Genomic DNA, 16,152 nt, shown 5'->3' with positions numbered 1-16,152 from the left:
TGTGCTTTCAATATTAAGAATTGTTTGATGTTGAGGAGCTATTTTTTAAACCTGATAGCTTCACGGTGCCTATTATACTCTCATTGTATCCGTTTTCTAATTTAGCAGTTATTTTAACTGCAATTAGTGCTTCGCCTTTAGAATCGTCTAGATTAACAAATGGCGAATATTCATCTTTATTTTTTCCTTGGCCAAAATATTGTTTTAAATCACTAAACTCTTTAATTACACCATCATTTTCACTAATTCTGTGATATGAAACAGTGTACTCACCTGATGAAAATTTGATTTTGGTGTCTTGAGGAGTCTCATTTTTCCAACCTAAATCAACTAATTCAATGTAGCCATTTGTTGTATTATGATAATTATCATTTGGTGCGGTAGTTGATGTGTTGTATTTTAAGTTTGAAGGGATAATATCTTTTAATAATTTATTGTCCCCAGCTAAATCCTTTATTTCAATATTACTTAAAGCGTTTGATAATTCAGCATGTTTAATTTGTAATTTAGAAACAAATTCTTTTGAAATCTCAACTTTTTTAGCACTGTTTAATTGTCCTTCATCACTAAACTGAGCATTTGGAACATATGTAAAAAGACTGTAATGAATGCTATAGTCATTGTCCTTGTTTTTAGTTATATAAATAGGTTTTTTGCTATCAATACTGAATTTAAGTGCGTTTTTATCATCAATGCTTTGCACTGTGTGATTATAGTCTAATAAATCAGAAAAAATCTTGTGTGCTTTTTCAATTGATTCAGCTGAATCTTGCTTTTTCATAGGCAATTTGGTAAAGTCCTTGCCTTGGGCATCTGTAACTTCATCAAAAGAGTTAATCTCTTTTTTAAGTAGCTTGTTTTTTAATTTTGAACTAACTCTAAAGCCGTGCTTGTAGTCTGAATAATTTTGCAATAATTCGTTTTGATTTTTATCAATGTTAACTTTCTTAAAGCCGCTTAATTTATAATCAACTCATTTTCAGTTAGCTTTTCTACTATTATATTCATCAGCACTAGAAACAGCTGATGAATCTTTCGAAGGCTTTTTCTCGAAGTAAACTCTTAAATACAAAGTGCCATCATAGTCATTAGCATAAGAGTGGTAATAAATAAAGTGTTCGTTAGCTAAATCTTCTAATGTATAGTTGATGCTTTTATTAATAAGAGTAAATGGAATTTTATTTTTACTAAATTTCTTAGACTCTAACTCTTTTCAGTATTCTTTATCAGTTTTTAATGTAGGCTCTTCACTATCATTTTTTGCATAGCCAAAAAATGAGATATAAGCAAATTCGCTAGCATATCTAGATGAAATATCGAAATCTTTATGATTTGGATTTACTTTTAACTCTAAATGTCTTGCTCTATTTAAAACAGCTTCTGTTTCATTAGAATTTGCTTTTTTTACATAATGTAGTGTTATTGCAGTGCCAATTAATGCACCTGCAGCTATTCCAAATCCAATAGAAGAGAGCAACACTTTCTTTTTAAATTTATCCATGGTAGCCTTTCATAAGTTATTTAACTTATTTTTTAAAAATATTCTCTTCAATAAATAATACTAGGTCATCTAAGCCTATTTTATTAGTACTTGAAACTAAAAAAGAGTTAGTTGATTCATTAAGTAAATTAGAGTCTAAATATTCATTATGCTTTTTAACTAAAGCAGATTTTTCTTTTTGGTTTAATTTATCAATCTTAGTATAAATCAGGTGAATTGGTAAATTAATTGCCCTTAAAAAGGCTAATTTTTCTAAGTCAATTTTTGTTATGCCAGTGCGCGAGTCAATTAGTAGAAATACAACTTTTGGGCACTTATCGTCTTTTAAAAAAGCATTTATTCAATAGTTCATTTCCTCAATTTTCTCTTTTGATAATTGCGCATAGCCATAGCCAGGTAAATCGACTATAAAACGATTTTCTTCCTGAAAATAATTTATAAACTGCGTTCTTCCTGGTTGTTTAGAAACATAAGATATTTTTTGATTAACTAAAGCATTAAGCAGGGAGCTTTTACCTACATTTGAGCGGCCTCAAAAACAAATTTGAATGCAGTCTTCACACTTTACTCATGTCTCTCTTTTTAAGGCAGATTTAACAAATTTTCACATTATTTTCCCAACTTATTTTTATGTCTTATGACTGTGGATGAATATTCAATCATGTCATAATCAGGCATTATCAAAATAGTTTCTAAATCCTTATTCATACTATTGTGTCCCGCTGCTAAAACTAGTTCATATTGAAAGTCAATATTATTTCTAGCAGAGCGCACAAGGAAGTTTGCACCTAATTTTTTAGCCATCTCGGCAATTAAGTCATCTTTGTTGATTAAAACCTCAACGTTTTTAAATTCTTTTAGCTTTCCTTTAGCTTCAACAAATCTTTTATCAAGATCGCTAATGCTTTCTTTATCTGGGTTAACTGAAACAATAACAAAAAGCTTGTCAAAAATTTTCAAAGCTTTTTTGACAATAGCAATGTGACCTTCGTGCATTGGATCAAATGAACCAGGATAAATTGCGCTTTTCATAAAATTTTTATTTATATAACTCAATTGCGTGTTTTGCAATTAATAATTCTTCATTTGTTCTTATAACATAAACTTTAACATCAGAATCAGGTGTTGAAATTAATTCGTATTCACCAATTTTGCCAAAGTTTTTATTTTTGTCTAACTTAATGTTAGCAAAATGTAAGCTGTTTACAACTTGTTCTCTTAGTTCAGGTGTGTTTTCTCCAACACCAGCTGTGAAAACAATAGCATCTATTTTGTTTTCTAATTTGTTAGCATAATTTGCAACGAAATCAACTATTTTTTGGCAGTATAAGTCAAATGCAAATTGAGCTCTCTTGTCACCTTTTTCCATAGCAGCTAAAATGTCTCTAAGGTCATTTGAAATGCCTGAAACACCTAGCATACCTGATTTTTTATTTAAAATGTCAGTAAATTCATCAATTGAAAGGTTCATATTTTTCATAACAAATTGGTGAATAGAAGGATCAATATCACCTGAACGTGAACCCATCATAATTCCAGCTAATGGAGTGAGACCCATTGTTGTATCAATTGACTTACTGTCTTTAATAGCACATAAAGAAGCTCCATTACCAATGTGTAAGTTAATAATATTAACTTTTTCTTTGTTTAATAATTCTTGCACTTTAAGTGTGATGTATTCATGGCTAATACCATGCGCGCCATAACGCTTGATTTTTAATTTTTCGCTTATTTCATATGGAATTGGGTATGTTGCGTAAAGAGCAGGAATGCTTGTGTGAAATGCTGTATCAAAGTCTGCTGAAAGTTTTGCATGTGGCATAACTTTTTTAAATGCTCTAATAGCTTGCAATGCACCAGGGTTGTGTAATGGAGCATACATTTTAACTTCGTCAATAAGTTCAATTTCCTTATCACCCAATTTTACAGAGCTATTGAAATATTCGCCACCTTGCACAACTCTAAAACCAATAAGTTCGATTTCTTTTGAATCAGTAATAATTTTGTTTTCTTCAAAAATTTCCAAAATGTATTCAACTGCTTTAGCATGGTCGTCTAACTTCACGCTTTTTTCAAATTTTTGGCCATTGAACTTAATTGCAATATTACCGTTGCCGCTTTCGCCGATTCTTTCAGCTAGTCCACTAGCTATAACATTTAACTTTTCTTTATCTAATAACTGAAGTTTAATTGAGCTACTTCCAGCATTAATAACTAAAACTTTATTATTCATATATTACTCCTTGTTGTTTGCTTGAATTGCTGTAATTAAAACTGTATTAACAACATCGTCAGTTAAGCTTCCACGTGATAGGTCATTAACTGGTTTTTTCACACCTGTAATAATTGGTCCAATAGCACCAAAACCGCCAAATCTTTGAGCAATTTTATAACCAATATTTCCAGCTCCTAGATCAGGGAAAACTAACACATTAGCTTCGCCAGCAAAAGTTTCTCCCTTGTACTTGCTTTTTCTTACGCCTTCATTAACAGCAGCATCTAATTGCACTTCACCAATTGCTTTAGTGCCTTGGTATACTTTGTTAAATTCAACTGTAGCATCAGCAACTAATTTAGTTTCAGGCGTAACGGCTGAGCCACTTGTTGAAAAGCTTAAAAAGGCTACTTTTGGTTCATCAATAAATGCTTTAGCAAACTCAGCAGCATTACTTGCTATATCAACTAATCCATTTAAATCAGGTTTAGGATTTACTGAAATGTCACTAAAGAAGTAAAGTTTTTCTTCTTTATGCATAATCATAACTGATGAAATAGTTTTGATTCCTGGTTTAGGGCCAATTGCTTTAAAAGCAGCTCTTAAAATGTCTGCTGTTGAGTAATTTAGGCCACCAACAACACCATCAATTTCACCTGTTGCTAAAAGCATCATTGCATAAAAAGGACGTGTGCTTAGTGCTCTTCTAGCAGCTTCAATGTCTTCTTTTCCTTTACGTAATTCAACATACTTTTGAGCCAATAACTCTAATTTATTAGCGTCTTTGTTCATGTTTACAACATTAGCTTTAGTTTCGATTTTTTCATCGTTTTCAACTAATAGTGTAATTTCTAGGTTGCTAAATTCAGCTAATTTATTTGCAGCCTCAATGCTTCTATTGTCACTACCATCAATAAGTAATATTTTAGTTTTTGGAAGTGTGTTTACTATGCCTTTTAGGCGTTTTTCAAAATCCATTTTTAATGCTCCTTGGAATAATTAATAATCATTAATTATGTCTATAAAATAATGCTTTTATTATATAAAAAAATGAACCTATTACTAGAATTCAATTTCTTAAATTTGGAACTCGTATTTAATGGCCTTAGCTAAGTTTTTAAACAATCAAATAACAGTAAGTGGGCCAACGCCGCCTGGTATTGGTGTATAGCCTTCTAATAATTGATACTCTTCAGGAGTTAATGACGCATCGCCAACAAAGCATTTTTTGCCTTCTCTTTCAATCATGGTTGTGCCAGCATCAATTAATCATGCGCCATCTTTAATGTTTTCTTTTTTAACTAAATCGGGTTGGCCTGCTGCAGAAACTAATAAATCAGCTGATTCAACGCCTTTAATTCCAGTGTTTTTATTGTATGTTGAAACCATGGCACCTAATTTTTTAAGCAAAAATGCTGTAGGCTTACCAACTAAATAACTACGTCCAATGACAGCAGCTTTTTTGCCGTTTAAGTCTATTTTATAGTAGTTAATTAAATCAATGATTGCAGCTGCTGTAGCTGGAGTAAAGCTTAATTCATCATATTTATCATTATAAAAATTGAATGTGCTTTTTTCACATAAGCCGTCTACATCTTTTTCTAAACGTATCCCATTCATTATAACTTTAGGAGAAATATGCTCAGGCAATGGTAATTGCACAATGATGCCATCAGATTCTTCATTTAAAACATCAAGCTTTTTAAGCAATGAATTTTGACTAATATCTTCGTCAAATTTATAAAGCGTTGCTTTAACGCCTAATTCTTCAGCTTTTTTGATTTTATTTTTAATATAAAGCGAAGAAGCAGGGTTATCGCCAACTTGGATAATTGACAAAACAGGCTGTCTACCAATTAATTTGGTAATTTCTTCAAACTCTTTTTTTAATTCAGCAGTTCTCTCTTCAGCAATTATTTTTCCATTTAATATTGTCACAATTACACCTCCTTTTCATACTCTGCTAATTGTTTTTGATACTTTTGTAATTTTTCTTGTTCTAAAGCTATTTTATCTTTTGGAGCCTTATTAATAAAATTTGGATTGCTTAGCATTTTTTGTGCACGTTCAATTTCAAATTTAACTTGCTCAATTTTTTTATTTAAGTCTATTAAACGATCTTTTTTAAGAGTTTCATTTTCTTCTATTCACACTTTTAACTTGCCATCAGTAAAAAGAATGTTGTCATTTTCCTTTAAGCAGCCATTAGTCATACGATTTATTGCGCTTTTTGACTCTTCTGAAAGACTTTCACTAACTCAATAATTAATTATTTCCTTTTTGCTAATTGACTTTTCTTCTCTGAATCTTCTTAGGATTTTAACTACATTAATTATTAAGTCAATCTCTTTCACTTTCATTGAGCGACTTAATTTTAATACAGGAAACTGTTCGTCCAATAATTCTGTTTTATAGATACTTTGGTATAAATAATCAGTTACAAAAGGTAAAAATGGATGGGCAATAATAAGCAATCTTCTTAGGTTTTCTAGTGCATATTTTTTGTTTGGATATATTCTTAATAATTCAATATACCAAGATGAAAAATCATTGTAAATAAAGTTTGATAATTCAGTTCCTGCTACTGTTAACTCATACCTATTCATTGCTTTAGTAATTTTATTTTGCAAATGCTTAAGCTTATTATTAATTCAAATATCAGCAGCACTAGGTTTAGAGTTAGAATCATCATCAAGCATATCAATATAGCGAGCTATATTTCATAATTTGTTGCACAATCCTCAAGCAACTCTGACTTTTTCAAGCAAAAATCTTGTATCAAGCCCCGGAGTTGAATTTGTAACTAGGAAAAATCTTAGTGCGTCTGAGCCATATTCTTCAATTATCTTAGATGGATCAACACCATTGTTAAGCGATTTAGACATCTTACGATTTTGCTCATCACGAACCAAACCATGCAGTAAAACAGTCTCAAACGGCTTTTTACCAGTGAATTCTAAACCAAAAAAGTACATTCTAACTACTCAAAAGAAAATAATGTCATAGCCTGTAACTAATAAACTAGTTGGATAATATCTTTTAAGTAATTCATCACTTGCTGGTCACCCTAAAAATGAAAATGGAGCTATGCCGCTACTAAATCAAGTATCAAGCACATCAGAATCTTGAACTCATCCTTCTCCAGGCGAATCGACTTGAACTTTTATTTCATTATCCTTATATCAAGCTGGAATTCTATGTCCTCATCATAATTGTCTGCTTATGGTTCAGTCATGAATATTTTTAAGTCAGCTGTTAACTGTTTTAATAAAGCGTTTAGGATAAAACTTGACTTGGTCATCTGATTTCAAGTGCTCAGTGACTTTTTTAGCTAAAGTGTCCATTTTAACAAATCACTGTGGCATAACTAATGTTTCAACTGGCGCATTGCTTCGTTCAGAATAACCAACATTAGAAACTGTTTTTTCTTCTTTAACAATTAAATTGTTCTCTTTTAAATATTTAGATATTTGCTCTCTAGCTTGTTCTCTGGTTAAATCATGAAATATGCTGCTAGGGCAGTCAATTTTGCCGTCCTTATTGATTGTTTCTCTTATTTGCAAATTATGTTTTTTGATAATATCAATATCTACTTCAGCATGAGCGGATAATTTCATTAATCCAGAAGCAAATTTTTTGTCGACATATTCATCCTTAATAATAGGAATTGCTTCGTTAGTTAAAGGATGAATTACATATTGATTTTCTAAATGCTTGTAGCGCTCATCACTAGGATTGAAAACTACTGCAACATCACTAAGCAAGGTTTCTAATCTAACAGTTGCTATAGTCACAAAATCACTGCTATTTTTAATTTTATACCTAATGTAGTACATTATTTGCTCAGTAGGCTTATTAATAACTTCAATATTAGATAAAGCCGTTTTTAAAACAGGATCTCAGTTGACAGCCTTAGTATCTTTATATATTAATCCCCTGTTATAAAGTTCTATAAACACCTTATTTACAGCATCATTGGACAATTTATCTAAAGTAAAACGCTCTCTTTCAAAATCAAGTCCAATGCCTAAAAGATGTCATTGCTTTCTGAATTTATTAGCATATTCTTCTTTTCATTCTCAAATTCTTTCAAGGAATTTTTCTCTACCTAAAGTATGTTTACTAACCCCTTCAGTTTCCATCAAAATTCTTTCAACTTTGCTTTGAGTGGCAATACCAGCATGATCCATTCCAGCTATATAAAATGTGTCATAGCCTTCTAATTTTTTAAACCTTAAAATAGTGTCTTGAATATACTGATCTAATGCATGACCGATGTGAAGGGCGCCTGTTACATTTGGTGGCGGCAAAAGCAATGAAAAAGGCTTTTTAGTCAAATCATGTTTACTAAAAATCTTTTTATCTACTCACTTTTTTGATACAGCTTTTTCAAACTTTGAAGGAGTATATGATTTATCAATTACATCCATAGATAACTCCTTAAGAAATTATTGTAGGAAATTGGCTCTAATTTTCTTATAGAAAACAAAAAAGATTATACCATAATTGCTTAGTTTAAATATATGTTTAGTTTTAATCAAATTATAAAAAGTGAAAAATATGGCCAAAAAAAGTGATAATTTTGCTATTTTTTTCTTTTTGCTAGCAAAGTTTCGCTTGTGTTATTTTTGTGTTCTAAATATTTTTTGTACTGCTCGTAAAGCTTTCCTGTTGAACTATTTTGAATTTCTCCTTCACCTTGTTTTATGTCTACAATGATGTTTTCAAGGTCTAAGAATGCTGAATTTAATTCATCTATTTTAAGCTCCAATGTATCTTCATCATGAGTATTTGCACTCTCACTTTCCGAAACAACTCAGGTTTTATACTCACTAAATGATGAAACAATATAGTGGTTCTTGCCAACTTTAATCTCTTCGCTAAACATAAACTCATCATCATTAATTTCGAATGATTCATCACCTTTATTATTTTGCAAATTTGCCTTGATTATAGGGTTAAACGGCCTTTCTAATATTTCTTTTACGCTACCATGTTCAACATCTTTATTACTTGCAATCATAAAAGCAAAATCAAATGAAGGTGATTTTAATACTCTCTTATCATTTGTGATAAACATAAAACTATTGTTATTTAGTTTTGATAATTCATCAATAACTCTAATAAGCTCCAGTTTTAAATTAATATCATCAATACTTGGATCATCTTCAATTATTACTAATCGAGGCTTACTTAATAATTCACTAATAAATGAGAGCTTAATTTTGTTAGTATATGATATCTTATCAGCCGACTTAACAAGGTTAGAAATATGAATAGATGATTTTTCGAATATCTCTATAAAATGGACAAATAAGTAGAAACTATTTATGGTTTTTTTATCAAAAAAACGCTTGTCAAATAGGATAGATTTAAGCGCTAAAATTTTGTTAAAAACATTAGCAAAAGACAAGTGAAACTTTTTAAGGTTGTTTAAATTTTGAGCAAAAGTTGCAAATTGCTCATTCTTAATTTCTGAATGATAAATAATGCCTAAACGAAGATAGTTTCATACTGACCCTATCTTTTTCATATTGGCAGTTATTTTGGCGAATTTGTCAGATACCTTTTTAACATCAATAAAGAATTTTTTGCTGTTTTTGGTTGTTAAATTAAAAGTATTTTTAATTATTCCCAATCTTCAGTCAATCTCGCCGCTTAATTGCTCAATTCTGTTTTTTAAATCATTTTTAATTTGGTCAAACTTAAAGTTGTCTTTTACTTTATAAAATTTATCCTTTGTGTCCTTGATAATTTTTAAATTATTAGCAATATTTTTTTTAATGTCTTTTTCTCTATTGCTTGATAATTCAATATAAAAATCTAAATTGAAGTCAAAGTTGTCTTCAATTTCTTGATAAATTTTGTAAGGGTTATCAAATTTAGGCAAACTGCTATGATTTATGATGCTGTTATCAATAAAAATTTTGAGCTCAGTTTTAAATTTATTAATTAATTTTTGAATCTCAGCAGAATCTAAATATAAAAGTTTACTTTTTTTAGATTTCAAGCTTTTATAAATGTATTTTTCCGCATGGGCTTTTCTAATTAAAAATTGATAGTGCAATGAGTTTTTAGGATACTTGCTAGCTTTAAGCATATCAATATTGCTCATATGATTATACTTATCACATAGATATCTTAATTCTTCATTAGCATTAGCTTTTAATTCAGCTGCTAGTTTGTGCAATATTTTTATACCATTAGCATTGTCTCTAATAATAAGCTCTTTTTTAACATCAATCATAGTTGGATTGCTAAGCTTTTTCATAAAGTTATACTGATTTTGCAATAAGGTTAATTCGCTATCACCCAGATAGTCAACATTGTTTTCAATAGCATCACTTAAAAATATGAATTTTTCTAAAAATGTGGTTCCAGCTTCCGAAACATGGCTTAGTATTTCATAAATACCCTTTTCGTATTCGTCTCTATATTTTTCTAAAAGCTTGTTGGCATTATCATAATCTTTTACTTTTAGTGTCTTTTTTATTAAGTCAGTGTAATAGTTTTGCCATCTTTCAATTTCAACTAATGCTGAGTAAAATAAGCCTATTTTAGACTTAAATAAGTCAAAAATATTGCCTTTAACTATATATTCATATTTCTTTAATGTCTTAATAATTAAATCAAGAATGCTATCGCTTACATACTGCTTTTTTGATAAAGTCACAAACTTTAAAAACGAAGGAATGTTTGTAAAAGCAGCCAAAGCTTTTGATATGCTAAAGTAATTAACCCCTGATAAAGCTTTCTTACCTTTAACATATTTATATGAATAATTCGTCTTTACATTAGGCAAAAAGCATGAAACCATTTGGTTAGGATTGTCGTTTAATATTTTTCAAAAATTGCCTTCAAAAAAAGTTTTTGAATCATCATTAACTAAGAAAACTAATCTTTCGTTGTTAAAAATTTTAATTTTTCTAAGATCAACATTATTTTTATATTGACTATTGCTTATAAAACAATTGTCAAAATTTAATGCTGTGTTGACTCTTTTATTTTCAATTTTCATAGTATGCCTAACCTTGCTTTAATGATTTATTTACTTAAAGTTATATAGATAATTCATTAAAATATATAATACAATTATAACCTAACATATGGGGATGTAATGGCTTCGACATGCATTGGGTTTTATAACAATTAGTGGTCTTGCAAACCTAAAGGCAACTAGGCTTAATACGTGCAAACGATAAAAAGTCAGAAGAAGTTCGTGTTGAACTTCCAGCATTTGCAATTGCAAATGCAAACGCAAACCTTGCTTTTGCTTAAGAATTAGCAGCAAGTGGTTTATGCAAAGTGTCCAATTTGCATAAATCGGTTTACCGGACTAGTTTTATCTAATGTGTCTGTAGATAAAATGAAATTTTAGACACAATACTATGTTAAGTTTGTTTGTTTTCTTAATTTAGTATTACTAAAAATAAACTAAACTATGAAAAGTTGTTATATATTCTTGGTGTGTGGACTCGGGTTCGACTCCCGACATCTCCACCATTTGCAACCAAATTGCACCAAAAACAGCATTTTTTGCTGTTTTTTTCATATTTTTTACCACTTTTTCAAGAAATTGATTATTGACAATAGTTTATATTTGATATATTGTTGAAAAATTTTTTTACATCTTAATTACAAATAAAGGAACAACAAAATATGAATAAGAAAAAACTAATATTAATTAGGGGGGGGTCTTTTTTGCTAGTTCTCTTCCTTTAATTGCTGCTTCATGTAATAAAAATAGTGAAAAACCAGTGGATAAGCCTGCTGATAAACCAGTTGATATGCCTTCTGATACTCCATCAGATATGCCTAGTGATCAAGGCGATCAAAACAGTGCACCAAAAATTATAAAAACTGATATATCAAAACTAAAATTAGATATAACTTCGACTAATAATACAAGTAAAAATGATGTTTTGGAAGCCCTTAAAAAACAAGAGGGTTTAGAAAAGCTCACTGAAAGTGATTTTGATTTTAAAATAGAAAAAAGAGCTTTGTTAAATAGAGATGGAAAGATTGTTGTTAAGGCTTCTGAAAGATCTGAAATTATAGAAGGGATCATTAGTTTAAGTATTGAGAAACTTAAATCAGTTACAGCTAGAGAACATAAATATAATCATGACAAAACCGAAGTTATTGAAATTGGTTATGATGAAAAAGGAACTATAAAAAGGTTTGATAAGAAAGTTAAAAAGGTTTCTGCTACATTACCAGAAGAAGTTATCAGTTTGTATAGAGCATTTGATGGAAATGAGAATGAAATTATTGAAAATCTAGGAAAGTGAGACACATCAAATATTGAGAACATGTCTCAAGCATTTTTTGGTGCTAAAAAATTTAATACAGATATTTCAAACTGAAAGACTGACAACGTTAAAAACATGAGCTTAATGTTCTTTTTAGCAGAAAATTTTAACAGAGATCTAAATAAGTGAAACACTGAGCAAGTAAGTAATATGACTAGAATGTTTCAACAAGCAAAATCATTTAATGGAAATATATCAAGTTGAAAGACTAATAATGTTCAGTCTATGGACTATATGTTCGAAAAAGCAGAAAAGTTTAATCAAGACTTATCGTTATGAAATGTAGAAAATGTCCTAAAAATGAACAATATGTTCAGCGGTGCTGAGTCATTTAATAAACCACTATTTAAACTAATCAATCCAAAAGTTACTGATGCATCATATATGTTTTATGGTGCAAAAGAGTTTAATGATCCTTCAGTTTCACAGTGAAATACTTCAAGTTTTACAAAAATAAATGCAATGTTTAGAGATGCAAAGAAATTTAGCCAAGACTTAAATAATTGAAAAACACAAAACATTACATTAATGTCTGATACATTTTCAGGAGCTGAAAGATTTAATGGAAATGTCGCAAATTGGGATACATCTAAGGTTACCGATATGAAACAAATGTTTAAAGATGCAAAGGCATTTAACCAAAATATATCAGGATGAAATGTAAATAATGTTACCGATGTATCTGCAATGTTTTCGGGCGCTTTTGCATTTAAACAAGATCTAGATAAATGAGCATTCATAAAAAAAGTTAAGCATGATAACTTCAAAAAGGGTTCTCATATCGACAAGCTTCCTAATTTTCAAAATGGAAAGTCAAAATAGCAATCTTAATATTAGTGTTTGGATAACTCTAAATTTATGTATTAACTTTCAAAAATATTGAATTTCCAATATTTGCAACATTTGGTAGTGGCCGCACATATAAAAAACCTATAGAAGCCAAATAATTTTGCAAGCACTATTTTTTATGATTAATGTAAAATTAGCATATGAGCAATTTAGATAATGAACAAGAAAAATCTCGCTTTACTACCTTTGAAGAAATTAAGGATATAAAGATTTTATCTACTGAAGAAATAAGTAAGCTTAATGAAGCAGATAGAGATACTCTTGTGCAGGATGCTGTCCAAAATTTAGATGAATATACAAGATCTAAATATGTAGAAAACAGGAGGAAAATTATTTTTTCTTCCTTGTTAGTACTGGCACTCTTCATTGTGATTATAGGAACAATTGCAATTGTTGTTTATAAGATTCTTAATTCTTAATGATTTAATAAAGCAAAAAAACAGGCCGTCTGATTAAGCCTGTTTTTTATTCAATTGTAAAGTGTTCAATTTCGTTTGCAAGCAATTCTTCTTCTAAATCTTTTAGCTGAGTTAATTCTTCTTCTAGTCTTAATGCTGTTGCCAAATTAGGCTTAGTTACAGGGTTTTTGGGTGCAAATAGCTCACAAGTTTCTTTAGCTTTTTCAATTGAAATATCATAGGTCTTAATTTGCTTTGCAATATTAATTGTTTCAACTTTGTCATTAGCAATAAGCGGTCTTAAAATTAATAAATCACTAGCACTTGCAATTGTTGATAAACTCTCAATTGTTTGGCTAGCTACTTGGCCTAAATTTTCGCCATTTGATAAAACCATGATATTTTTACTTTTAGCAAATTTTGAAGCAATTCTATAAAAACTACGGCGCATTAAGTTGATTCTGTATGATTCATTAGATGCGAAAGAAATATAATTCATTAACTTAGAATAGTTAGCTAAATAAAGATGACTTTTGCCTTGATATTTAGATAATACAGAAACTAAATCTTTTATTTTGCCAATTGTTTTTTCATCAGTTTGTGGTGGCGAAATAAAAGATAAAAAACTTACTTTTAATCCTCTTTTCATAAGATTAAATGCTGCAACAGGGCTATCAATTCCGCCTGACATCAAGTGTAATGTAGAGCCACTAATTCCAACAGGAAGACCGCCTAATGCTTCATAAGTTTTGCTAAATAAATATGTTTTATCAGAGCGTACTTCAATATTAATATTACATTCAGGATTATGAACGTCCACTTTAATTAAAGGAAAGTATTTTAATACAGAAGCGCCGACTTTTTGATTAATTTCAGCACTTGTTAGTTCAAATTTTTTGTTATTTCTTCTAGCAGATATCTTGAATGTTTTATCGTCCTTATTCACCAGTTTTATAGCACTATTAGTAATTTTTTCTAAGTCATTTTCACAAAAAATTACAGGACTGTAGCTAGTTATTCCAAAAACATATTGTAACTTTTCTAAGTTAGCATCAGAATATGTTAAAAACATACGATCATACCTAGTCTCTGGATATTCTCCAGTTATTAATTTAATGTTTCTAGCTAACTGAGCGATAAATGAGTCTCTGTTCTTTCCTTTAAGTGTTAGCTCACCATATCTTATTAAAATTTTTTCATACATATTATTTTCCTTTTGAAGCCGCAGCTAAAAATTCAAAAGCTTCTTTGAACCTTAATGAAACTATATTTCTGTCGACATATAACATATACTCTTCCATTTCAGGACTGTTGTTTATGTTTTTTTGTGCTAATTTCCTCATTAAAGCATCAATCATAGCTTTATAAATATATTGTGTATAAACCTTTTTATAGAGCTTAATTAATAATTCAGTTCATTTAATTCATAGCTCTGAACTTAAATCAATGTAATTTTTAGTGATGAAATCATTATTAATTTCTTTATTCAATCTGATTAATTGTTTAAATAGCTCATCATTTTCTGATAACTTTTCTAAAACATCTCTATGGTTTAAAACTTTTAGGCATCACTGATTATTGATTTCTATATAAAGCTTGTCATATACTTTTTTGGCTGTAAAATAATCGTATTGGGAAATTATAGAATTAAATGACTGAAGCAATGAACAATATTGCTCTAAAAATGTTTGCAATTCTAATAAACCTATTTCAATGCCTTTGTCAGCTTTCTCTTTAAGAATTTCAAAGTCTTTAACTAGGTTTTCTCAGAAGATAATAGTTGACATATACTCCTGTTTTATAGTGCTCTTGTATAAATTATCCTCATCAATTTTCTGAATAAATAAACCAACTAAAGAGTTATTTTTTTGAATTTCATCTTCGAGTGTCTTAAATTTGTTTTTGATAAAGCTTTTAAACTCGCTATTGTGTTTATTCTCTTTAAGCAAAGTAAAGTATCTAAGGTAAATTAGCTTAGTTTCTTTTAATAGCTCTTGATATGGCATAGAAGCAAAATTATGTTGTAATCTTTGCAAATTGTTTTTTAATTGCATTATTTCATTGCTGAATTTAGAATCAAAATGTTTGTTGTTAAACATTTGTGGTAGTGCATAAAAAATAGAATTTTCTAATTTTACTAACACATCTACTTTTTTGCAAAATGAATAAACTCTCTTTTCGTACTCATTAATTTCAGCCGAAACATTTGTTATTTCATTATTTAGTTTTTTATCTTCAAAAGCAAAATTATTTTTTTGCAATTCATCTAATTCACGAACTAGCAAATCATATGTGTGTCTTAAATTATTTTTGTTTTTACTAATATAGTTCTCTAGTTCTAAAAGAATTGTTGAAAGCTTAGAACTTATTGAATCAACTATACCTCAGTGTATATTTAATGTTTCGGACTTTTTGCTAAATTTATCTCATAAATTTTTATATTCATTGAATAAATTATTAAGTTTGAGCGATTCATTTTTTAAGGTGTTATATTTCTTGTTTTTATCATTTTTAATCTTATTGCATGAAGCAAATAAGGGCTTATAAATGGCTCTTATTTGTTCATTAATGTTTATCAGTTCGCTAAGATCTTTTTTATAATCACCTTGTGCTTGCGATATGCTTTTGAATCTAGAAATTGTCATGGAACCATTAGTTGTTTTGGAGCTAATAAATTTATATATTTCATTAGCCTGCTTTTTAATTTTCTTAACTTTATTATTTCTAATTAAAAAGAAAGTAATGATAAAAATAATCACTGCGCAAATGATTAAAAAAACAAGTAGTGATATTAGTGCAATTTTAGATTCAGGAACTGATAAAGTTTTATTCATATAATTAAAAATTATAATAAAAGATAAAATAAAAAACCAAGTA

The 16,152-nt window shown here is 29.2% G+C and carries 12 protein-coding genes and 1 other RNA gene; 3 read left to right on the top strand and 10 right to left on the bottom strand.

Annotation, left to right across the window (positions count from 1 at the left end):
• Positions 1 to 13 precede the first annotated feature (13 nt).
• The 8 genes from MAGA_RS00740 to MAGA_RS00705 all read right to left on the bottom strand — a co-directional run bounded on the left by MAGA_RS00740 (position 14) and on the right by MAGA_RS00705 (position 10,734).
• A complete protein-coding gene (locus tag MAGA_RS00740) occupies positions 14 to 1,501 on the bottom strand; it encodes an MAG1430 family protein (protein WP_013021805.1) in 1,488 nt (495 codons plus the stop codon).
• 25 nt (positions 1,502 to 1,526) lie between these two features.
• The gene (gene yihA / locus MAGA_RS00735) at positions 1,527 to 2,111 is read right to left on the bottom strand and encodes a ribosome biogenesis GTP-binding protein YihA/YsxC (RefSeq protein ID WP_013021804.1); all 585 of its coding nucleotides are present in this window, start codon (positions 2,109 to 2,111) and stop codon (positions 1,527 to 1,529) included.
• On the bottom strand, positions 2,111 to 2,533 hold the full coding sequence (coaD, locus tag MAGA_RS00730) for a pantetheine-phosphate adenylyltransferase (protein ID WP_013021803.1): 423 nt from the start codon (positions 2,531 to 2,533) through the stop codon (positions 2,111 to 2,113). Before coaD ends, yihA begins: the two co-directional genes overlap by 1 nt.
• Positions 2,534 to 2,540: 7 nt before the next feature.
• The gene (locus tag MAGA_RS00725) at positions 2,541 to 3,734 is read right to left on the bottom strand and encodes an acetate/propionate family kinase (protein ID WP_013021802.1); all 1,194 of its coding nucleotides are present in this window, start codon (positions 3,732 to 3,734) and stop codon (positions 2,541 to 2,543) included.
• A 3-nt stretch (positions 3,735 to 3,737) separates the two neighbouring features.
• Positions 3,738 to 4,694, bottom strand: a complete 957-nt coding sequence (locus tag MAGA_RS00720) for a phosphate acetyltransferase (protein WP_013021801.1) — start codon at positions 4,692 to 4,694, stop codon at positions 3,738 to 3,740.
• A gap of 99 nt (positions 4,695 to 4,793) precedes the next feature.
• The gene (locus tag MAGA_RS00715) at positions 4,794 to 5,654 is read right to left on the bottom strand and encodes a bifunctional 5,10-methylenetetrahydrofolate dehydrogenase/5,10-methenyltetrahydrofolate cyclohydrolase (protein WP_013021800.1); all 861 of its coding nucleotides are present in this window, start codon (positions 5,652 to 5,654) and stop codon (positions 4,794 to 4,796) included.
• A gap of 2 nt (positions 5,655 to 5,656) precedes the next feature.
• Positions 5,657 to 8,146 (bottom strand): valine--tRNA ligase, encoded by a 2,490-nt coding sequence (locus MAGA_RS00710; RefSeq protein WP_013021799.1) that lies wholly within the window; start codon positions 8,144 to 8,146, stop codon positions 5,657 to 5,659.
• A 155-nt stretch (positions 8,147 to 8,301) separates the two neighbouring features.
• Positions 8,302 to 10,734 carry an MAG1360 family OppF-related protein gene (locus tag MAGA_RS00705; protein ID WP_013021798.1) on the bottom strand — a complete coding sequence of 811 codons (2,433 nt, stop codon included), beginning with the start codon at positions 10,732 to 10,734 and terminating at the stop codon, positions 8,302 to 8,304.
• A gap of 90 nt (positions 10,735 to 10,824) precedes the next feature.
• Here MAGA_RS00705 and ssrA point away from each other — a divergent pair.
• From ssrA to MAGA_RS00695, 3 genes are all read left to right on the top strand, one after another.
• Positions 10,825 to 11,219, top strand: a transfer-messenger RNA (tmRNA) gene (gene ssrA, locus MAGA_RS04410).
• Between the two features lie 254 nt (positions 11,220 to 11,473).
• Entirely contained in the window at positions 11,474 to 12,850 is a 1,377-nt protein-coding gene (locus MAGA_RS00700) for a BspA family leucine-rich repeat surface protein (protein WP_013021797.1), read from the top strand.
• 167 nt (positions 12,851 to 13,017) lie between these two features.
• Positions 13,018 to 13,296, top strand: coding sequence for a hypothetical protein (locus MAGA_RS00695; protein WP_013021796.1), 279 nt, complete (start codon positions 13,018 to 13,020; stop codon positions 13,294 to 13,296).
• Positions 13,297 to 13,342: 46 nt separating this feature from the next.
• On the opposite strand, the gene thiI is transcribed toward MAGA_RS00695, so the two are convergent.
• On the bottom strand, positions 13,343 to 14,479 hold the full coding sequence (thiI, locus tag MAGA_RS00690; RefSeq protein ID WP_013021795.1) for a tRNA uracil 4-sulfurtransferase ThiI: 1,137 nt from the start codon (positions 14,477 to 14,479) through the stop codon (positions 13,343 to 13,345).
• 1 nt (position 14,480) lies between these two features.
• Complete coding sequence (locus tag MAGA_RS00685; RefSeq protein WP_013021794.1) at positions 14,481 to 16,109, bottom strand: hypothetical protein; 1,629 nt, start codon at positions 16,107 to 16,109, stop codon at positions 14,481 to 14,483.
• Positions 16,110 to 16,152: the final 43 nt, after the last annotated feature.

It is taken from the genome of Mycoplasmopsis agalactiae (assembly GCF_000089865.1).
Lineage (GTDB): Bacteria > Bacillota_I > Bacilli_A > Mycoplasmatales > Metamycoplasmataceae > Mycoplasmopsis > Mycoplasmopsis agalactiae_B.
Note: the sequence above shows the minus strand (reverse complement) of the source record. Positions and strands in the feature narration are given on the sequence as shown.